Origin of the sequence: Lacticaseibacillus camelliae DSM 22697 = JCM 13995 (genome assembly GCF_001436615.1) — a bacterium.
Taxonomy (GTDB): Bacteria; Bacillota; Bacilli; order Lactobacillales; family Lactobacillaceae; genus Lacticaseibacillus; species Lacticaseibacillus camelliae.
Genome location: NZ_AYZJ01000084.1, coordinates 57,094 through 78,201 on the forward strand (window position 1 = coordinate 57,094; position 21,108 = coordinate 78,201).

The 21,108-nt window shown below is 59.6% G+C and carries 17 protein-coding genes and 1 pseudogene; 7 read left to right on the forward strand and 11 right to left on the reverse strand.

What is annotated here, in order from left to right; genetic code table 11:
• Positions 1-231 precede the first annotated feature (231 nt).
• Positions 232-420 (reverse strand): 50S ribosomal protein L32, encoded by a 189-nt coding sequence (rpmF, locus tag FC75_RS10915; protein WP_054661766.1) that lies wholly within the window; start codon positions 418-420, stop codon positions 232-234.
• 154 nt (positions 421-574) lie between these two features.
• Complete coding sequence (gene clpB, locus FC75_RS10920) at positions 575-3,187, reverse strand: ATP-dependent chaperone ClpB (protein WP_056989898.1); 2,613 nt, start codon at positions 3,185-3,187, stop codon at positions 575-577.
• A gap of 222 nt (positions 3,188-3,409) precedes the next feature.
• Between clpB and glpK the strand changes: the two genes are divergently transcribed.
• Positions 3,410-4,915, forward strand: coding sequence for a glycerol kinase GlpK (gene glpK, locus FC75_RS10925; RefSeq protein ID WP_056989899.1), 1,506 nt, complete (start codon positions 3,410-3,412; stop codon positions 4,913-4,915).
• A 51-nt stretch (positions 4,916-4,966) separates the two neighbouring features.
• Here the strand turns inward: glpK and FC75_RS13155 are convergent, their stop codons facing one another.
• The 7 genes and pseudogenes from FC75_RS13155 to FC75_RS10960 form a co-directional block, all read right to left on the reverse strand.
• Complete coding sequence (locus FC75_RS13155; protein WP_056989900.1) at positions 4,967-5,329, reverse strand: lipopolysaccharide assembly protein LapA domain-containing protein; 363 nt, start codon at positions 5,327-5,329, stop codon at positions 4,967-4,969.
• Between the two features lie 11 nt (positions 5,330-5,340).
• A complete protein-coding gene (locus tag FC75_RS10935; protein ID WP_056989901.1) occupies positions 5,341-6,129 on the reverse strand; it encodes an SDR family NAD(P)-dependent oxidoreductase in 789 nt (262 codons plus the stop codon).
• On the reverse strand, positions 6,122-7,066 hold the full coding sequence (rnz, locus tag FC75_RS10940) for a ribonuclease Z (protein ID WP_056989902.1): 945 nt from the start codon (positions 7,064-7,066) through the stop codon (positions 6,122-6,124). The genes FC75_RS10935 and rnz overlap by 8 nt, the downstream gene beginning before the upstream one ends.
• 91 nt (positions 7,067-7,157) lie before the next feature.
• Positions 7,158-9,117, reverse strand: a pseudogene (locus tag FC75_RS10945) (acyltransferase family protein).
• Positions 9,118-9,145: 28 nt separating this feature from the next.
• Positions 9,146-10,432 carry a GTPase ObgE gene (gene obgE / locus FC75_RS10950; protein ID WP_056989903.1) on the reverse strand — a complete coding sequence of 429 codons (1,287 nt, stop codon included), beginning with the start codon at positions 10,430-10,432 and terminating at the stop codon, positions 9,146-9,148.
• Between the two features lie 254 nt (positions 10,433-10,686).
• Positions 10,687-11,562 (reverse strand): AraC family transcriptional regulator, encoded by an 876-nt coding sequence (locus FC75_RS10955; RefSeq protein WP_054665887.1) that lies wholly within the window; start codon positions 11,560-11,562, stop codon positions 10,687-10,689.
• 67 nt (positions 11,563-11,629) lie between these two features.
• Positions 11,630-12,718: a DUF871 domain-containing protein gene (locus FC75_RS10960; protein WP_056989904.1), complete on the reverse strand. Its 1,089-nt coding sequence runs from the start codon at positions 12,716-12,718 to the stop codon at positions 11,630-11,632.
• Positions 12,719-12,913: 195 nt separating this feature from the next.
• On the opposite strand from FC75_RS10960, the gene FC75_RS10965 reads away from it, so the two are divergent.
• From FC75_RS10965 to FC75_RS10985, 5 genes are all read left to right on the forward strand, one after another.
• Positions 12,914-13,663: a DeoR/GlpR family DNA-binding transcription regulator gene (locus FC75_RS10965; protein ID WP_054665884.1), complete on the forward strand. Its 750-nt coding sequence runs from the start codon at positions 12,914-12,916 to the stop codon at positions 13,661-13,663.
• Positions 13,660-14,577, forward strand: coding sequence for a 1-phosphofructokinase (gene pfkB, locus FC75_RS10970; protein ID WP_056989905.1), 918 nt, complete (start codon positions 13,660-13,662; stop codon positions 14,575-14,577). Before FC75_RS10965 ends, pfkB begins: the two co-directional genes overlap by 4 nt.
• Before the next feature lie 2 nt (positions 14,578-14,579).
• A complete protein-coding gene (locus FC75_RS10975; RefSeq protein ID WP_056989906.1) occupies positions 14,580-16,553 on the forward strand; it encodes a PTS fructose transporter subunit IIABC in 1,974 nt (657 codons plus the stop codon).
• Positions 16,554-16,830: 277 nt separating this feature from the next.
• Positions 16,831-17,736: a phosphotransferase family protein gene (locus FC75_RS10980; protein ID WP_082397878.1), complete on the forward strand. Its 906-nt coding sequence runs from the start codon at positions 16,831-16,833 to the stop codon at positions 17,734-17,736.
• A 111-nt stretch (positions 17,737-17,847) separates the two neighbouring features.
• A complete protein-coding gene (locus tag FC75_RS10985) occupies positions 17,848-18,765 on the forward strand; it encodes an NADP-dependent oxidoreductase (protein ID WP_056989907.1) in 918 nt (305 codons plus the stop codon).
• Between the two features lie 71 nt (positions 18,766-18,836).
• Here FC75_RS10985 and FC75_RS10990 read toward each other — a convergent pair whose 3' ends face one another.
• Positions 18,837-19,043, reverse strand: a complete 207-nt coding sequence (locus tag FC75_RS10990; RefSeq protein ID WP_054663160.1) for a hypothetical protein — start codon at positions 19,041-19,043, stop codon at positions 18,837-18,839.
• Between the two features lie 309 nt (positions 19,044-19,352).
• Here FC75_RS10990 and FC75_RS10995 point away from each other — a divergent pair, with 309 nt between their 5' ends.
• Positions 19,353-19,835 carry a DUF2798 domain-containing protein gene (locus FC75_RS10995; protein WP_054663158.1) on the forward strand — a complete coding sequence of 161 codons (483 nt, stop codon included), beginning with the start codon at positions 19,353-19,355 and terminating at the stop codon, positions 19,833-19,835.
• Positions 19,836-20,162: 327 nt separating this feature from the next.
• On the opposite strand, the gene FC75_RS11000 is transcribed toward FC75_RS10995, so the two are convergent.
• On the reverse strand, positions 20,163-21,107 hold the full coding sequence (locus FC75_RS11000; protein WP_054663155.1) for a Gfo/Idh/MocA family protein: 945 nt from the start codon (positions 21,105-21,107) through the stop codon (positions 20,163-20,165).
• Position 21,108 lies beyond the last annotated feature (1 nt).

The following is a 21,108-nucleotide window of genomic DNA, read 5'->3' on the forward strand; positions in this document are numbered from 1 at the left end:
ACCAGATAAAGGTATGGAGCCGTGAAAAGAGTCCACATAAACCGGCGGGCCTTGGCACCTTATAATCGGGCTACGACTTGGCAACGCCCGAGCATCTAGCTACGCCCACGCCCTCGTCGGCCTAGTACGCCGACAATGACGTGGTCGGGCTAGCTGTCGGGCTAAATGCGCCAAGCCTATGCACCTTACAAAAAAAGCCGCAAACCAATTTGGTCTGCGGCAAAAGGTCCATTACGCCTTAGCGTTGGTATCCTTTTTGAGCACCTGAGCGCCCTTGTAGAAGCCCTTAGGTGAAACGTGATGAGAGACACGGTATTCGCCGGTCGCTGCGTCGAACTGCAAGTTCGGCACATTCAACTTAATGTGACCGCGGCGCATACGCTTTTTGGTTTTTGAAGTCCTGCGTGCTGGAACTGCCATGAGCGGAAAACCCCTTTTGTTTTAGATTTCTTTACTACTATACCGGACCCGGCCAAAATTGCAAGGCCAAGCGGCATTGATAGCCTGTTGCTATCACAGCATGACTAATCATACTAAAATATACGCGTCAAGGCAAGACCTTTACAGGTAAAATTTACGCTTCCGCCGGGGCCGGCGTGTTTTCCTTGCTGGTAAAGTCGAGCGCCCCGTCCTTCACGCCGATCGTCACCGTGGATTCCGGCACGATGTCACCGGCGATCAGCTGCTTGGCCAGCGGTGTCTCGACCGCCGTGGTGATCAGGCGCTGCAGCGGCCGTGCGCCGTAAGCCGGCTCGTAACCCTTGTTGGCCAGCCACTCCTGCGCGGCCGGCGTTACGTCGAGCGTAATGTTCTGGTCCGCCAGACGACCGCCGAGCTGCTTCAGATCTTTGACCGCGATTTTTTCCACGTCTGCCAGCCGCAGCGGGTTGAACATGATAATGTCGTCGATTCGGTTCAAGAACTCCGGCTTGAAGTGGCTGCGGACCTGCGCCATGACCTGATCCTTCGCGTCTTGCGTGATCTTGCCGTCATCCTCCACGCCGTCCAGCAGCGCTTCGGAGCCCAGGTTGGACGTCATGATGATGATGGTGTTCTTGAAGTCGACGGTGCGGCCCTGGCTGTCAGTCAGACGCCCATCGTCCAGCACCTGCAGCAAAATGTTGAACACGTCTGGGTGGGCCTTTTCGATTTCATCCAGCAGCACGATGGTGTACGGATTGCGCCGCACCGCCTCGGTCAGCTGGCCGCCTTCCTCGTAGCCGACGTAGCCCGGCGCCGCGCCGACCAGCCGCGACACGGAAATCTTGTCCATGTACTCGGACATGTCGATGCGGACCATATGCTTTTCAGAATCAAACAGGTTGTCCGCCAGCGACTTGGCCAACTCGGTCTTCCCGACCCCGGTGGGGCCCAGGAACAGGAAGCTGCCCAGCGGCCGCGACGGGTCCTGCAGGCCGGCGCGTGACCGCAGCACGGCATCGGACACGGCGTCGACCGCCTCGTCTTGGCCGATCACCCGCTTGTGCAGGTTCTCAGGCAGGTGCAACAGCTTCTGCCGGTCGCCTTCGACCAGCTTGGCCACGGGGATCCCGGTTTGCCGCGAAATCACCGCGGCGATTTCTTTTTCGGTGACGGATTCTTCAACCAGCCAAGAATCCGGCCGGTCAGTGGCTTCAAGGTCCTTCAGTTCCTTCTCCAGCTGCGGGATGGTGCCGTGCTGCAAGCGTGCGGCGGTTTCCAAGTCGTAGCGGCTTTGCGCGTCTTCCAGCTCGTGCTTGGCCTTATCGATGGCTTCCTTCTTCTCGTTCAGCTGGTTGATGTCCTTCTTCTCGGCGTCCCACTGCGCCTTAAGCTTGGCGGTTTGCTCCTTGGTGTTGGCCAGTTCCTGTTCGGCCTGCTTCAGGCGCTTTTCGCTGGCGGGATCGGTTTCCTTCTTCAGGGCCTGCTCCTCAATCTCCAGCTGCATTTGCTTGCGTTCAGCCACGTCCAGCGAGGTCGGCCGCGAATTCATTTCGACGTTGATCTCGGCACTAGCCTCGTCGATCAGGTCGATGGCCTTGTCAGGCAGGTAGCGGTCGGTGATGTAACGGTTCGACAGCGTCGCCGCGGCCACCAAAGCGGAGTCGTGAATGCGCACACCGTGGAAAATCTCGAAACGCTCCTTCAGCCCGCGCAGAATGGAAATGGTGTCCTCAACTGAGGGCTCTTGGATCAGCACGCGCTGGAACCGCCGCTCCAGGGCCTTGTCCTTTTCAATGTTCTCGCGGTACTCGTCCAACGTGGTCGCGCCGATCAGGTGCAGCTCGCCGCGGGCCAGCATCGGCTTGAGCAGGTTGCCGGCGTCCATCGAACCTTCCGTCTTGCCGGCGCCGACGATGGTGTGGATCTCGTCGATGAACAGCAGAATCTGGCCTTCGCTCTTCTTGACCTCGTTCAAAACGGACTTCAGGCGTTCCTCAAAGTCGCCGCGGTACTTGGCCCCGGCCAGCAGGCTGCCCATGTCCAGCGAAATGATGGTCTTGTTCTTCAGGTTATCTGGCACGTCGTTGCGCACGATGCGCTGGGCCAAGCCCTCGACGATCGCCGTTTTGCCGACGCCGGGTTCGCCGATCAGGACCGGGTTGTTCTTAGTCTTGCGCGACAGGATGCGGATCACGTTGCGGATCTCTTCATCGCGGCCGATGATTGGGTCCATCTTGCCGGAGCGCGCCTCTTTGACCAGGTCGGTGCCGTACTTTTCCAGCGCCTTGTAGGTGTTTTCGGCCGTCTTCGAGGTGACCTTCTGCCCGCCGCGGGCCTTGTCGACGACCTTGCGGAACTTCTTTTCCGTCAGGCCGTTGTCCGTCAGGTACTTGGTGATGACGTTGTACGGCTGATCGAACAGGGCCAGCAGGACGTCCTCGGTGGCGATGAACTCGTCGCCTAAGGAAGTCTTGACCTTATCCGCGTCCTGGAACAGCTGGTACAGGTTCTGACTCATGTTCTGGCCGTAGCTGCTGGCCCCTTCGACCACAGACTCCTGGTCGATGGCCTGATCAATGGCGGCGTTCAGGCCGTTTAGATTAATGCCGGCATCTTGAAACAGCTGGGCGCCGAGGTCGCCCTTTTGGACCATGCTTTTAATGACCTCGGGAATATCGATTTCTTGATGGTGCCGCACCTGCGCGATTTGCTGCGCGGCGGCAACGGCTTCCGTGACTGCTTGCGTAAAACTATCAGGATTCAAAAAAATCCCCTCCTTCGCCGGTCCGGCTTAACCAGACGGCGTGTGTTCGTGATGATTATCACTACGCCTATAGTTTAACAAATTGCCATTGGTCAAAACAGGTCAAATTAAAAATAAATCGCTTCCAAGCCCAAAATCGGGCTTAGGGCCGAGGCCGGCCTTTTCAATCCCGGCCGAAGCGCTTACACTTATTCTATCAGACTGACAAGGAGCATGGCAGACATGGACAAACAGTACATCATGGCGCTGGACGAAGGCACGACCTCGACCCGCGCCCTCATCATTGATCACGCAGGGCAGATCATCGCCGATGCGCAACAGGAGTTTCCGCAGTACTTCCCCAAGCCCGGCTGGGTCGAGCACAACGCCAACGAGATCTGGAACGCAGTGCTGACCACGATCGCCGACGCCTTTTCCAAAAGCGGCATCCAGCCGCGGCAGATCGCCGGCATCGGTATCACCAACCAGCGCGAAACCAGCGTGATCTGGGACAAGCAAACCGGGCTGCCGATCCACAACGCCATTGTCTGGCAGTCGCGGCAAACCACGGCGCTGGCAGAAAAACTGCGGCAAGGGGGCTATGGGGACACCATTCACGAGAAAACCGGGCTGCTGATCGACCCCTACTTTTCCGCGACCAAGGTCCGCTGGCTGCTGGACGCGGTGCCTGGCGCCCAGGCTCGCGCCGAGCGCGGTGAGCTGCTGTTTGGCACCATCGACACCTGGCTGGCCTGGAAGCTGTCCGGCGGCGCGATCCACGTCACCGACTACACCAACGCCAGCCGCACGATGATGTTCAACATCCACCAACTGCAGTGGGACGACGAGATCCTGAACCTGCTGCACATCCCCAAAGCGTTGTTGCCCGAGGTCCGCAGCAATTCCGAAGTTTACGGCGAAACCGCGCCGTTTCACTTTTACGGCAGTCGGGTCCCGATCGCCGGCATGGCCGGCGACCAGCAGGCCGCGCTGTTCGGTCAGCTGGCGCTGCGCCCAGGCATGGTCAAAAACACCTACGGCACCGGCTCCTTCATTGTGATGAACACCGGTAAGACGCCGAAAATGTCCGCCCATAACCTGCTGACGACCATCGGCTACGGGCTGAACGGTTCGGTCACCTACGCGCTTGAAGGCTCGGTGTTTGTCGCCGGCAGCGCGATCCAGTGGCTGCGCGACGCGATGGGCTTGGTGCGCACGGCGCCGGAATCCGAAACCGCCGCCCGCGCCTCCACCAGCCAAAGCGAGGTCTACGTGGTGCCGGCCTTCACCGGCCTCGGCGCCCCCTACTGGGACCCGGACGCCCGGGGGGCCGTGTTCGGGCTGACGCGCGGGACCACCCGCAACGACTTCATCAAGGCGACCCTGCAGTCGCTCGCCTACCAGACCCGCGACGTGGTTGAAACCATGGCGCAGGACACCGGCATCACGCTGAAAACGCTGCGGGTCGACGGCGGCGCAGCCAACAACGACTACCTGATGCAGTTCCAGGCGGATCTGCTGCAAACGCCGCTGGAGCGCGCGGCCAACCTTGAAACCACCGGTCTCGGCGCGGCCTTTCTCGCCGGTTTGGCCGTCGGGTTCTGGCCCGATACGGATGCCCTTCAGCACATCGCCAAAATTGGGACGAGATTCACCCCGCAGATGGCGCCGGCGCGCGCCGACCAGCTGTACGCCGGCTGGCGCCAGGCCGTCCAGGCAACCATGGCCTTCAAACCGGCCCAAAACTAAAAAAAGAGGTTGCGCGAAATCATTTGCTTCGCGCAACCTCTTTTTTTGACTTTACTTCTGCTCGTCGCCCTTAGATTGCCCTTGGGCTTCCGCCAGCTGCTTTTGCAGGTCCGCGACCTGCCCTTCCAGCTTGGCAGTGGCGTCCTGCAGGTTCTTGGCGGCGTCCGCCTGCGCGTCCTCGGCCGCTTTTTGGGCCGCCTTCAAGGCTTTTTTATTCTGGCTCATGCTGGCGGTCGAAACCAGCGCGGTGATCAAGGCGCCGATCAGCACTGACACGACGATCACGACAATCAGCGGCCAGGTGAACTGAGCGCCGAAGAAATTGACGGCCACCCCTTGCCCGTTAAGCAAGGCAAACACGATCAAAACCAACGTCAGCACCAGGCCGACGATCAAGCGTTGCTGATTTTTCATAGCAGCCTCCGCTACTTCTGATTGAACAACCCGCCGGCCAAAAAGTCACCGACGTGCGGGAACAGGTCATAGAACTTGGCAGCCGCCGTCATGACTGCCGGCGCGTTGATCTCCCGCACGGGCCGGTGGAAGCTGCGCACAATGCGCGCCGCCAGCTTATCCGGATCCAGCACGATGAAGTTCACGCGCGCCAGGTAGTCATTGGCGTGGGCCACAGTGAAGAAGTCCGTGTTGATGGGCCCTGGATTGACCGTGGTGACCCGCACCCCAAACGGCTTGAGCTCCAGCCGCAGCCCGTTGGAAAAGCCGACCACCGCGTACTTGGTGGCGGAGTAGACTGCGGATTTTGGCGTGGCCATTTTGCCGGCCATGGAGGCGATGTTGATGATGTGGCCGCGGCGCGCGTCGATCATCTGGCGGCCGATCAGCTGCGTCATGTACATCAAGCCGAGCACATTGGTCCGAAACATTTTCTCGACCAAAGCCATCGGGGTGTCGACCGCGTTTTCAAAATTGCCAAAGCCTGCCGCGTTGACCAGCACGTCGACCGGGCCGACGTCGCGGCTGATGCGGGCCACCACGGCCTCGATCGCCACCGGGTCGGCGACGTCGCACACAAACGCGTAGGCCGGCTGGCCGGACAGGGCGGTGGCTTCGGCCTGGGCTTCAATCAGCCGGTCCTTGCGGCGCGCCAGGAACACAACGGTCGCGCCTTGCTTGGCCGCCTCCAAGCCCACTGCTCGGCCCAAGCCGCTGGAGCCGCCGGTCACCACGACCGTTTCGCCATCAAGTCTACTCATGATTGCCTCCTTTGGTGAATGGGATCACCACGTCTTCAAAATCACGCACCACCTGGGTGTTGGGGAAGATCCGCTGCGCACTTTTTTGCAGCAGCGATGCTCCCTTGCCCACGTACCGCGCCGAGATGTGTGTCAACAGCAGGCGCTTAGCGTGCGCGTCAACGGCCAGCTTGGCCGCCTGCAGGTTGGTGGAATGGTAGTACTGGTGCGCCAGCTTGGCCTCATCGGGTCCAAACGTCGCCTCGTGCACAATGGCGTCGGCGTCCTTGGCCAGGCCCAGCTCGCTGTCCGCCTGCCGGGTGTCGCCAAAAATGGCCACCGTCCGGCCGGGCTGCGCGTCGCCGATGAAATCGTGGCCGTCAAACGTGCGGCCGTCTGGCAGGGTGACGGTTTCGCCGGCCTTAAGCTTGGCGTACACCGGTCCAGCTGGGATCTTGGCCTGCTGGACCTTGGCGATCATCAACTCGCCTTCGTGCGGCTTCTCCTCCACGCGGAAGCCGAAGCACGCGATGCGGTGGTTCAGCGGCGCAAAGGTCACGCGGAAGGTCGCGTCGTCGAGGATCACGCCAGGCGTTTTCAACAGCACAAAGTTCAACTTGTACGGCAGGTGGGTGCCGGTCACGGCCAGGCTGGTTTTCACAAAGCGCTCAATGCCCTCCGGCCCGTAAATGGTCAGCGGGGTCTCGCCGCCTTGGTTGGCGCGGCTGGTCAAAAAACCAGGCAGGCCGTAAATGTGATCGCCGTGCAGGTGGGTGATGAAGATTTTAGCCACCTTGCGCGGGCGAATACTGGTTTGCAGGATCTGGTGCTGGGTGCCTTCGCCGCAGTCAAACAGCCAGACCTCGTTGCGCTCATCCAGCAGCTTCAACGCTGTGCTGGAGACGTTACGCGCCTTAGAAGGCGAGCCGGCGCCGGTGCCAAGAAATAAGAGTTCCATTGATTTTTCATCCTAACTATAGGTCACGTTCGCCTTATTTTATCACAACCGCCGACGCCGCAAAAACAGGGCCAAGCAGCGCTCGACCCCATCATTGCTTTGCGTGTGCGACGACGTTTTTCGTGATGTACGCCGCGTAATACTTGTTGCCGGTCGGGTTCGGGTGCACCTGATCGTCGTAGAACCAGTCGGGGTGCCCGTTGGCATACCCGTGCCAGTCGATGACGGTCAAGTTGCGGAACCGCTTAGTGCCGGCCTGCAGCATCTGGTTGACCGAGTTCTGCCACGGCCGCGTCGGCACCTGGGCGTTGACCCAGAAGACGTGCCGGTTCGGCCCGATGGCCTGCATCATCGCGTCCATTTGCGCCGTGGTAAACGGCCCGTTGGTGCCCAGCTCGATCACGACGTTGTCCGCAAGCGCCCCTTGGTCCGCGTAGGACTTGACCAACGCGACCGAGTCGCCCATTTGCCGCGCGACTTTGCCGTCGATGAAGGCCTTGGGCATCAGCTGCTGCAAGGTCGGCTTGGCGTCCAGCAGGACCGAATCCCCAATGGCCGAAACCAGCGTCGTCTGCGCCTGCTGCAGCTCACCCTGCGAGATGCCGTACGCCTCAAAGTCCTGGTTGACCGGATGCGCGTACTTGCTGCTGGCAGAGGCCGAAGCGGCACTGCTGCTTTGACTGCTCGATTTGCTCGAGGACTGGGCCTTTTTCTGGGCCCGCAGCGCCTTCTTGGTCTTTTCCAGCGCGGCCTTTTTCTGGGCCGCCGTTTCCTGGTTGGCTTTCAGGTGCACTTCCTCGGCGCTTTCCGCCTCCTTGGCAAACGGCGCCTGGGCGACCCCGGCGACGCCAAGCACTGCAATCATCGCAGCCAGCGTCACCCCAATCCGGGCAAAAGCGGCCCCCGGTGCCGCCGTGCCGCAGCCGCTGCCAGAACGCCTGCAGCTGTGGCTTGGTGACATGCGCGGCGGGCTGCTCGATGAAGCGGTACGACAGCTCGCTGATCACCAGAATAATGGCGACCTCGATCACCGGGTAAAGCACGGGGTGATCGGCAACGTTCCGGAACGCATTTTCAAAAAAGATCATGACCGGGAACTGGTAGATGTAAATCCCGTAGCTGCGCGTACCGATCCAGTGGAAGACCGGGTTGGAAAGCAGCTTGCCCCACAAGGTGGCGGGGCTGGCGATCACGGCCACCAGTGCCATGGCTAGCAGGGAAAAACCAACCATGCCGCCTTCGTACAAGGCGCTGCTTTGGTCGGACAGGTTCAACAAACTGGCGACCATCGCCACGGCCGCAACGGTGCCGACCCCGTCCAGCAGCACGCGGCTGGGCAGCGGCAAATCGGGGGCAAGCTTTTGACTCGGCCAGACAAATGCCAACGCGCTGCCCATCAGCAGGGCGAAAATGCGCGTGTCCGTGCCGTAATACAGCCGGCTGGGATCGCCGCCGCCCAGCATGGTCATGCGGTAAAGCACCAGCATCCAGAGCCCGCTGGCCAGCGCCAAGCCCATGGTCGCCGCAAACCGCTTGCCGTTGGTTTTTAGCAGCTTCATGAGCAAAAGAAAGATAAACGGCCAGATGATGTAGTACTGGCCCTCGATGGACAGTGTCCACAGGTGAACGAACGGCGACTCGTTATGCGCGAACCGCTCGAAGTACGACTGCCCGTTGGCGATCTGCCACCAGTTGTAAACCAGCGCCAAGTTGCTGATGACAATTTTGTGCAGATTCACCAACAAGTCGCGCGCAAACAGCCCAATGTACGCACTGGCCCCCAGCAGCACGGTCACCAGTGCCGGGTACAGCCGCCGGATCCGTTTGCCGAAAAATTGGCCGAGCTTCAGCTTCCCGCCTTCGCGGTCGTACTGCCGCACAAACCCATCCGTGATCAGGTATCCTGAGATCACGAAGAAAAGTAATACCCCTAAATATCCGCCCTGAAACAGGTCGGGCCGCAGGTGATAGAGAATGACCCCGATCACCCCAATGGTCCGCAACCCGTCAAAGCCGCCGATGTAACGCCGTTTTGGCTGGGCTGACTCCATGCTATCCCGCCTTACTTGTCCTGCCTAATTATTCAACAAATTCAAACGTAAAGTCGTCAATGGCGACCGTGTCGCCGGTTTTGGCCCCGGCTTCGCGCAGTGCATCGTCGACCCCGATGCCGCGCAGCTGCCGCGCAAAGCGCAGCGCGCCGTCGTCGTGTTCGAGGTTGGCCATTTTGAACAGCCGCTCGACCTTCGTCCCGCTGAGAATGAAGGTGCCGTCATCATCGCGCGAGACGGACACTTCAGCCTCGGTCGGCTTTTCGTGCGCCAGCGCCTGCTCCGCCGTGGCCTTCGGTTCAAAGACCGGTGCGGCCTTCAGCGCCTTGGCGGTGTCCTGCATCAGCTGGGTGACGCCGGTGTGGGTGATGCTGGAGATCGCGTAAATGTGATCCGCCGGCACCCCTTCCTTGATCAGCGCGGCCTTAAAGTCGGCAAACCGTTCCTTGGCCCCTGGCATGTCGAGTTTGGTCGCCACGACCAGCTGTGGGCGCTTCAAAATATTATCGTCGTAAGTACCAAACTCTTTTCTGATTTGGTGGTAATCATCCAGCGGCTCGCGGCCGTTTTCTGGATCCATTTCGACCAGGTGCAGGATCACCCGCGTGCGCTCAACGTGGCGCAGGAACTGAAAGCCCAGGCCCACGCCGTTCGAGGCCCCTTCGATCAGCCCCGGCAGATCCGCCATGACAAAGTCGGACCCGTCGTCCAGCTGCACCATCCCCAGGTTCGGGGTCAGCGTCGTGAACTGGTAAGCCGCGATCTTCGGCTTGGCCGAAGTCACCACGGACAGCAGGGTCGACTTACCGACGGACGGAAAGCCCACCAGCCCAACATCCGCCAGCACCTTGAGTTCCAGAGTGACGAAGCGGTGCTGGCCCGGCTCGCCATTTTCGGCAATTTCCGGTGCCGTGTTTTTCGGCGAGACAAAATGCACGTTGCCCCGGCCGCCGCGGCCGCCACGCGCGACAGTCAGCTCCTGGCCCGGCTTCGTCAAATCGCCGATCACTTGGTGTGTGTCGGCATCGTAAACCGTGGTGCCCGCCGGAACGGCCAGACGAATGTCCTCCGCCTTGCGCCCGTACATCTGCTTGCCCAGGCCGTTGCCGCCGGCCTTCGCGTGAAAATGCCGCTGGTAGCGAAAATCCATCAGCGTGCGCAACCCTGGGTCCACGTAGAGCACAATGCTGCCGCCGTGGCCGCCATCGCCGCCGGCCGGCCCACCAAAGGGCACGAACTTTTCGTGGCGAAATGCCACCATCCCGTCGCCGCCTTTGCCGGCCTCAACTTCTACTGTCACTTGATCGACAAACATGAGCTCCTCCTTATTAGTAAGTCTAAGTGTCAAGCATACGGGTTTTCGCCCGTTGGTGCAAACCAATATCACTGGCAATTATACTAGATTACCGGTCCCGCGTCAGGTCCGCTTGGACACAAAAAGAAATCGGCTCAGGGGAAAGCCGATTTCTCACATAGTAGCAATGATTGGGTTGACCCCGTCCGAAGTGCCAACCTGTCTTGACTGACAAGTACAGGATAACATCAGTCATAAAAAAAGAACGGACATTTTCAAAAGTAAACCCGGTCATTTTTATGGAATCGTTTATACGCCTTGCGGTAAGCGCTGGGCGTCATACCCTTCCAGCCCTTAAAATTACGCGCCAAGGCCCGCTGATTGGCAAACCCGACCGCCGTGGCGACATAATCGATCGGCTTATTGGACGTCAATAGCAGCTCGCGCGCCTTCATCAGCCGCACCTGGCGCAGGTAACGCGTCACGGACATCTTCAGGCTGGCCTGGAACTGGGCGTTGAGCGTGGTGGCTGACACGTGCAGCTGCTTGGCCAAACTCGAAGGAGTCAGGGGCTCCGCAAAGTCCTGATCGATGAGACTCATCGCGCGGTCCACCAGTGGCGGATTGACCCGCACCGCCGGCGTCTGCAGCGGCGCCTTGAAGTGCTCGGCAAGCAGCGCCAGGACCCGGTAAAACGCGCTGAGGGTGCGCAGCCGGCTCACGTCATCGCCTTCGCTTGCCTTCTCCCGGTACATGGCCATCATCGAAGACCACAGCGCGTCGTAGGCCTTGGCGGCGGTTCCCCCTGCCGGCCGGCCGTGCAGCGTGAAGTGCCAGTTGACCGAATCCGGCAGCAGCTGCGTCAAAAAGTTGGGATCGATTTGAAACCCGTACTCGCACCAGTCGTCGCGCTGCTCCGCCGTTGAGCTGTGCACTACGCGCGGATCGATGGCCCACAGACTGCCGGGCTGAAACACCGACGTCACCCCGTCTTGGACGACCGTCAGGCTGCCACCGGCGATCAGGCAGTTGATCTCCAGCCCCTGATGCCAGTGCGGCGCCACGTCGCGCATGGTGCTTGACGTGCGGACATAGTCGCGAAACGGAAAATGCGGCGTCAGCTGAATGATCTCGTGCCGAATCTCTGCCATCGTGCTCACCTCTTTTCCCCTATATTAAAACAGATCCCGCCAAATGGAAGACGGGATCTGGTTTGAGTTAGGCCCGCGCCATGCGGAACCCGCTCCAAGGCTTGAGGTAGCCGAGCAGGAACAGCTCATCCGGGGCCAGGTGGCCGACCACGTTGACGCGGCCGTCGTTTGGCATGTCACGCAACGCAATTTGGGTCTCGCCCTTGTACTGGCCGAATTTCTCATTGTCGATCAGCACGTCACCGCGTTTGATCGGTTCCGTGTGGTGCGGCGGAAAGTCGCGGTCCTTATACGTCACGCGGGTCTGGGTGCTCCGCAGCAGGTACTCGGAGCGGTCGCCGCGGTAACTGTGGTCATTTTTGAACAGCAGCTCGGCTTCCAAGTCCGAAATATCGGCATCTGGCACGACCTTGAGGACTGGGTACTCGGCAAACCAGGCATCATGGGCGGCCTTGAGCTCCGCCTCGCTGGCATAGGCGTTGCCGATGATGACATCGTTAATGGTGTCCAGCAGCACGTAATGCTTGACCTGGGTTTCGATCGGCAGGTGCCGGTGGTCCTCCAGCGTGCACAGCCCGTCCTGCGTCGGCCACGGGCCAAAGGTCGCGGCCTGCGAGGTAATGAAGGCGGCAGTGTTCAGGTTGTACTTGGTGTACATCGCGGTGGCCTGATCGAAGAAGGCCTGACCGAGGCCGGAGAACTGGTGCGGGTAGAAGTTGTGCGAGCCCAGCAGGTTCTCGCGGTTCGGCGAGTACGACATGATGTTGTCGATGTAGTGCGTGCCCGAGGACATGTTGACTTCAATCTTCAGGCCATACGGGTTGCGCGTCATGCGCGCCTCTTCGGCCCCGGTGAAGCCGAGGTCCAGCCGCACGCCCCAGGCGCCGAGGTCCTTGAAGAACTTCTGGTTGTCATAAGTGACACCCAGCTGCTCGAACAGCGCCGGGTTCATGTCGACCATGACCTCCATGCCCAGGCTGTTGGCGTGGTCGATCACCTTTTTAAAGCTGGCAACGACAGTGTCCGCATCGCCTTTGATTTCCAGCAGCGAGGTGAACACGCGCTTGAAGCCGTACTTAGCAGCCAGATCCAGGTAGGCTGCGTCTTTTTCATAAGTGGAACGCTCCGGATAAACGGAGACGCCTAATTTTCCCATGAGTATGATCCCCCTTTTCTTTCTCTAGGTTAGCATATTGGCCTACACCAATGAAAGTGATTACGCCTAATTTGTGGGAACAATTTTTGAGATGACGTATTGTGAACGGTTAAGTCAAACTTTATGACGGTTTTTGAACGTTATGTATTGATTTTGAATGCTGCCAGCGTATAATGACTTCGAGAGGTGAGGAAAGTGCTTACAGAAGAACGTCATCGCTACATCAAAGCCGCCCTGCGTCAGCAAGGCGTGGTCAAAGCCAAGGACCTCATGCAGGCACTGACTGCTTCGGAGTCAACCATTCGCCGCGACCTCCAGGACCTGGAGGAGCAAGGCGCCCTGCGCCGCATTCACGGGGGCGCGGAACGCCTGGCCGACGCGGCCGTTGAACCCAGCGTCCGGGAAAAAGCCACACGGGACCTGATCGAAAAGCAGCGGATCGCCAAGGCGGCCGCAGCCATGATTCCAAACCACGCCACCATTTTTCTGGATGCCGGCACCAGCACGGGGCAAATGATTCCCCTGTTGGTCGGCAAGGACATCACGGTGGTCACCACTGGAGTCGACAACGCCAGCCAGCTGGCCGACTATCAGGTCGCCACGCGCATGCTGCCCGGCACCGTGAAGCCAGCAACGAAGGCACTGATCGGCGCCACCACCGCCCACGCGATGGCGGCTTGCCACTTCGACCTGGCGTTTCTGGGCACCAACGGCGTCCACCTGAAGTACGGGCTCACCACCCCTGATGAAGAGGAAGCGGCGATCAAGCGCGTGGCCATTGAACGCGCCACCCAAACCGTGGTGCTGGCCGACCCCAGCAAGTTCGGGCAGGTCAGCTTCGCCAAGTTCGGCGATTTAGCCGATGCGACAATCCTCACCACGGCACTTGGTCAGCTCGCACAGTACTACGAAGATCAACCCACAATCAAGGAGGTTACCAATTGATTTATTCCGTTACCCTAAACCCGTCAATCGACTACGTGGTCACGCTTGAGCATCTGCAGCTCGGACTGGTCAACCGGCTCGATTCGGCGCTCACCCTGCCCGGCGGCAAGGGCATCAACGTCTCGCGCATTCTCAAGGCGCTGGGCCAAGGCAGTACCGCGCTGGGCTTTATGGGCGGCTTCACCGGCCGCTTCATTGAAGAAAGCCTGCAGCAGCTCGGCCTGCCCTGCGCCTTCACGAAGGTCACAGAACCGACCCGCATCAACGTGAAGCTGCGCGCGGAAAGTGAAACCGAACTGAACGCAGCGGGCCCGACCATCAGCGAGGAAGAAATCGCCGCCTTCAAGGCCAACCTGCAGCAGCGCTTGCAGCCCGGCGACGTGGTCGTTATGGCCGGCAGTTTGCCAAACGGCTTGCCAGAAAGCTTCTATCGCGACCTGATTCCACTGATTCACGGCGCGAAGGCCGAGTTTGTGATCGACACCACGGGGCAAGCTCTGCTGGACACCCTGGAGGAACATCCCCTGGTGGTCAAGCCAAATCACCACGAACTGGCTGCGCTGTTCGGCGATGCCGAATACACCGACTTGAGCCAGGTGGTCGCAGCCGGCCGCAAGCTCTTAAAACTGGGCGCGCAGCACGTGCTGGTTTCCATGGCCGGCAAAGGTGCGCTGCTAGTGGAAGCCGACAAGGCCTACCACGGCAGTGCCGCGCCTGGCCAGGTGGTCAACTCGGTGGGCGCCGGTGACTCAATGCTGGCAGGCTTTACCGGCACGCTGGCTGAGACTGAGGACCCGCTTGAGGCCTTCAAGGTCGGCATCGCGTGCGGCAGCGCGACCACCTATTCTAAGGACCTAGCCGACCGCGCGAAGATCGACGAAGTTTATCGCACTATCACAATGGAGGAAGTGTAATCATGGATATTCGTGACTTATTACTCAAAAACGTCATGATCATGGACCTAAAGGCCACCGATCAGCGCGGCGCGATCGACGAAATGGTCGCCAAGTACAAGGCGGAAGGCATTATCGATGACGACCAGTTGTATAAGGAAGACATCCTTAAGCGCGAGGCCGAGTCCACCACCGGCATCGGCGACGGAATCGCAATGCCGCACGCCAAGGATAAGGCCGTCAAGCGCGCCACTGTCCTGTTTGCCAAGAGTGAGGCCGGTATCGAGTACCACGCCTTAGACGGCCAGCCGGTCCACCTGTTCTTCATGATCGCCGCTCCCGAAGGGGCCAACAACACGCACCTGCAGGCGCTGGCTGCCCTGTCATCCCTGCTGATTAACCCCGACCTGGTCGCGGCCTTGAAAAAGGCGCAGACCCCGGACGAGGTCCTGCAACTGTTCGGTGACGCGCAGGAAGCCAAGGACGCCAAAGACAAGGCCGATGAGGCTAAGGCGGCCAAGCAGGACGCCGAGCGCCAAGCTGCCGCGGCAGCCGCAAGTGCCGCTCCGGCCGCCGGCAAAAAGCCGTTTGTCGTGGCTGTCACCGCCTGCCCAACCGGCATCGCCCACACGTACATGGCCGAAGCCGCCCTCAAGGAGCAGGCCGAAAAAATGGGCGTCGACATCAAGGTCGAAACCAACGGCTCTGAAGGCGTCAAGCACAAGCTGACCGCCGCCGACATCGACGCCGCGGTCGGGGTCATCATTGCCGCCGACAAGAAAGTCGACATGCCGCGGTTTGACGGCAAGCACCTGATCAACCGCCCTGTCATCGACGGCATCAAGAAACCCGATGAACTGATTCAGGACACCCTGGACGAAAAAGGGCCGGTCTTCCACGCAGCCGGCGGCCACACGGAAGCGGCTGCGGCCGATGACGGCGACGAAAAGAAGACCCTCTGGAGCCGCATCTACGCCGATCTCATGAATGGCGTTTCCAACATGCTGCCGTTTGTCGTTGGTGGCGGGATCATCATGGCCGTGTCCTTCATTTTTGAAAATGCGTTCGGTGCCAAGTCCCAGTGGTTCACCTTCACCAACAACCTCGGCAACTACGCATTTTCCTTCCTGGTCCCGGTCCTGGCCGCCTACATCGCGGTGTCGATCGGTGACCGCCCGGCGTTGATGCCAGGGTTTGTCGGTGGTTACATGGCCACGATCGCCGCCGCTTCTGTCGTTCACGCGCAGAACGCGGCCGGCTTCATCGGCGGTTTAGCAGCCGGCTTCATCGCCGGCTGGATGATTGTCGGCCTGAAGAAGCTCTTTGCCGGCATGCCGCACTCCCTGGACGGCCTGAAGACCATCCTGTTCTACCCGGTCATTGGGCTGGCGCTGATCGGCCTGATTATGTTCTTCGTCGTCAACCCGATCTTCGCCTTCCTCAACGGGGCCTTGATCAACTGGCTTGAAGGCATGGGTACCGGCAATGCCATCCTCGTCGGAACCATTCTTGCCGCCATGATGAGCATCGACATGGGCGGCCCCTTCAACAAAGCCGCTTACACCTTTGCCATTGGCGTTTACCAGGCTTCCGGCTTCAAGGACGGCCGCTGGATGGCCGCCGTCATGATCGGTGGGATGATCCCGCCGCTGGCCATTGCGATCGCCGCGACCTTCTTCCCGAGCAAGTTCACCAATACCGAGCACTCCTCCGCCATGTCGAACTACGTGCTGGGCCTGACCTTCATCACTGAAGGCGCCATCCCGTTTGCCGCAACCGACCCGGTCCACGTCATCGGCAGCAGCGTCATCGGCTCCGCCATTGCCGGCGGACTGACCCAGCTGTTTCACGTCAACGTCCCGGCGCCCCACGGCGGCATCGTCGCGTTGGCCCTGACCAACCAGAAACTTGGCTTTATCGTGTCGCTATTGGTCGGCACCGCCATTGCGTCCCTGATCCTCGGCTTCTGGCGGCCAAAAGCCAAAGAGAACGCCTGACCAAAGATCGCGATGATCTCGTTCCCTGGTTGAAAAACATCTGAAACCGTGTCGCTCTCTCCTGATGTGAGAAGCGACACGGCTTTTTCTATGGCGCACCGCTAAATGCGGCCAAAATTTGGTACGATGGGGCCAGTCAAACTGATCAAATTACGGAACCAGTCACGAAGATGCTGCATAGAGGCTCTGGCTCCGTTCACTCACACCATCAACTGGAGGTCCGCTCATGACTTCTCGCCTGTTTCAACCACTCACCAATGCCTAGCTCAACACGGTCGTGACCCAACATTTTCCGCGCGCAGGACAGTTTCAAAGCCGCCTGGCCAGTGGCGGTTTGTTCAACACCTCATACACGCTCACGTTGGCTGACGGTCAGCGCTATATGCTAACCGCAGGGCCTGTGAACCGCGACCTCCTGATTCCTTACGAGCGGCACCTGATGCCAGGCGCCGTCGCCGCTTACGCTCTACTGCAGCAGGTCCATTTGCCGTGCCCGGAAGTGGTGGCGCAAGCAGATGAGAGTTCCTGCATACGCCGTAGCTACCTGCTCACCAGATACATCCCCGGCAAACCATTGAACTCACCGGACGTCGCACCCAATGCCAGGGATGCCCTTTACCGACAGTTTGGGGCCTACATGAAACGAATGCACGCCATCACCGCACCCTGCTTCGGGCGGCTCAGCGATACTGCTGCTGGCCGCGGCTTCACCGAATGGAACACCTTTATCCAGATGACCATGCGCACGGCGTTGAAGCTCCTGGTCGGTCATGCGCTGCTGGACCAATCAGACGCGCAGCAGCTATTTGCCAGATTTGATGAGGCGACCCCACTCTTCAAGAACATCACCAAGCCGGCGCTGGTCCATGCAGATTTATGGGAGCCAAACATCTTGGTGTCAGAGGACGATCAGCAACTGGCGGCAGTCATCGATGCCGACCGCGCACTCTTTGGCGATCCAGAGTTTGACTTTCCTTCAGACTGGCTGGCGCGGACTAGTTTCTTCTCCGGATACGGTAAACCACTCAGCACCGACCCTGCAGCTATACGCCGCCGACAGTTCTACCACCTCGTGTACCTGGCTCAAGACGCCTATGTCTGGGCTGTGGAATATGCGGACCAGTCCGAAGCAAGGCGCTGCCTAACCGAACTCATGGACATTAGCCACACGCTAGCAAACTAATCAAGGTGTGCTAATCTGACCGAATCAGCGCTTTTTATCGAGTCGTATTGCTTGGCGCGGCCAGGAACAGGCCCTAAACTGAAGCCATCTGAAAAAGGGAGGCTGATCTTCATGCAAGCTTTTGGCTTTGAACTCAAGCACGGCGCGACCGTCCTTTCGGCGCGCACCCTGCCCGACCTCACCCCGGCCGCCGATGAGGTGATCATTGACGTTCAGGCGGTCGGGCTGAACAACCGCGAGCGCATGGCCCGCCGCGGCGCCGTTCCCGGGGACTTCAACGTGCTCGGCAGCGACGTTGCCGGCACCGTCACGGCGCTGGGCCGCAGTGTGGCCGACATCACGATCGGCGAGCGCGTGCTGGTGCGCACCACCCACGGCGATGCAACGCAGGTGCGGGCCCCGGCCCGAGACGTCGTGGTGCTCCCTCGGGCGCTGAGCTTCGAGCAGGCCGCCGGGATGATCACGCCGGGCATCACTGCTTACCGCGCCGTGGCCGTTTTCACCAGGCTCCAGCCGGGCCACACCGTGGTCATCAAAGGCGCCAGCGGTGGCGTGGGCCTGCTGGTCGTGCAGCTCGCCAAAGCGCGAGACGTGCATGTCATCGGCGTGGCGTCGGGCAATCACCGCAACCAGGTTCTAACGGCCGGCGCGGATGAATTTTTTGCCTACGACACGGAAAACCACGTGGCGGCGCTGGACGGCCGGGCGGACATTGTCTTCAACGTGGCCTTGAACGGCATCAACGGCCAGGACGATGTCGCAATGGTCCGGCCCGGCGGCCAAATCATCAGCGTTGCTCACCGCGAGCCATACAGCGACAAGCCGGTGCAGTTCACGCACATTCACCCGCTGGCAGTGCCCAACGACCACACCATCCTCACTGAACTGGTACCGTTGTTTGCAGACGGCCTGCTTAAACTGCCGATTGGGACGCTCTTCCCGTTCACCGCAGCCGGCTTTGCCGCGGCGCACGACCTGCTGCCAAGCCCCCACGAAGGCCGCATCGTCGTGTCCGCCGCGGATGACTAAGCCCACGCTAAAATGACCCATCCGGCTGTCTTCAGCTGGGTGGGTCTTCGTGTTTCTGCATTCCGCGAACGTTAAAGCGTCGCGCTTAGAGCGCCCATGAGCACCACGGCAAGTGCCAAAGCCCCAAGTGCCACCTTGCCGCCGCCCACCGATTGGGCCACGCGGTCAAAGGCCCGCGCGTGCAACGTCGCATTGAACCGCCGCTGCTCGCTGCTGGCCGGGTGCGCCACCTGACGCGTCTGATAATGGCCCTTGAGACCGAGCCCCGCACTCATCATAATATCATCTTCCCCTTATAGACTAATCGTTTTCTAACCGTCTTGCCATTATGATACGCGCTTACACGCAAAAAGGGAAGCACAGAAACAGAAATCGCGTCTTAAATCAGCCGCACATAAGGAAGAAGTAATCCGACCAGCGGCAATAACCAGAGAGTATTTTCTGAAAATAGTTCTTACACCCGCTGAAAAATTCTGGTATGGTTAAACTCTGCTGCAAGCGACAACTATGTCAATTGGTTCCGTATAGGCGTTTGGCGCTGACTCTACCACCAAAAATTTTATGCTGACAGCCAAGGAGTTTTATCTGTGCCTAAGAATTTTAAAGAAGAAGTATTTTTCAGTCTCATCATGGCCGGTTTAATGGTTTTCGTCATGGCGGGTTATAACGTCGCCATGAGCGATGGTTTCAGTGCCGGTTACGTCCTCGAGGTGCTCAAAGGTTACCCAGTCGCGCTTGGCGTGGCGTTAGTCCTTGACCTAGGTCTAGTTGGCCCAATTGCGAAGAAGATTTTCTTCAATCGCATCTTCAAGCCCGAAATGGAAGAAAAGCCCGCAATCATCGGCGTCTGGATTTCCGTCCTGATGGTTGCTGGGATGGTCAGCCTGATGTCCGCATTTGGCATGATCGTCACCGCCAACTTTGGCGGCAACATTGGCCTCACCTATCTGCACACCTGGATATTTAACCTGTTCATGGCGCTGCCACTGCAGCTGCTGATTGTCGGCCCAATCGCCCGGACCGCTTTAAGCGCGTTCCAAAATCGTGGTCAGGTCATCGATCCCGACTAGCCGTTACCACCGCCAGTCCACGAAAAATCAAGCCACACCACAAGTCCTCGCTGGAAAGTTCTTCGGCGTGGGCTTGTTTTTTTGCCTGAGACTGGCCCTTCTACCGGTGGGGCTTCACTCTCCCGCGGCGGCGTGACCGGCCAGACTAAAAAAGCCGGCCGTCATGGGCCGGCTTGCTGGGTCTGCAGCGATACCTAGACCGTCTGGCCCACTTTTTTGCCAATGCCGAGCGTTTCAATTCCTCGAGACTGCATCGCAGCTGGAATCACCAAGGATCCTCGCGCAGATGCAACTCACATTAAATTTACAGGTCTTGCCGGTCCTGGATTAAACCTGAGCGGCGGTCATTAACTGATCGATCAATTTGATCACATCCAGCGTTTCCTGGCTGAAGGCTAGCCCAGTCGCCGGCGTTTGCACCGCTTGCTCAAAGTCCGCAACTTCATAGGCCATGGCCTGGGCGGTTTGGCCCACTTGAATGACCCGAGGCGTGCCATCCGCCCCCACCAGCGTCGCGGAATCGGCACGCAAGAAGTTGGGCACCTCGATATAACCACCATCACCAGTGATCAGTGCGCGCTGCGGTAAGTTGGCCCGAAACGCCATGTTGGCATTGGCAAGGACCCCCTTATCCGTCGCCAACGCGATCGACCACATTTCGTCGACGCCGGTCGGGGCCTTTTTCATCGTGTACTGAGGCTGACCCAGCGTGTCACCGCTGAAAAAGCGAATGAACGACAGGGCGTACGTCCCGATATCCTGCATGGCGCCGCCGCCAAGCGCTGGATCAAAAAAGCGATTCTTCGGGTCCGCGGCCATCACGCTGCCAATATTCGCTTGGATCATCTTGAGCTGACCGATCTGCCCAGCCTCGATGAGCTGCCGCAGCTGACGATAAAGCGGCATGTGATAAATCGTCATCGCCTCGGCGAGGATCAGGTGTTTCTGGCGGGCAAGGTCGTACATCGCCTTGGTCTCTGCGTAGTTGCGCCAAATCGCCTTTTCACACAAAACGTTCTTCCCGGCTTCCAGACACAACCGAATGTCCTTGAGGTGCTGAGAATTCACCGTCGCAATGTAAATGCAGTCGATGTGCGGGTCTGCCGCCATCTCCTGGTAAGACGCGTACTGGTGCTCAACCTGAAAAGCGGCCGCAAACTGCGCAGTCCGCGCCGGGTCCCGACTCGCCACGCCGTAAACCGGCCGCGTCTCATTTATCTGCGCCGCAAAATCCCGCGCAATTTTGCCTAAGCCCATGATTCCCCATTTCATT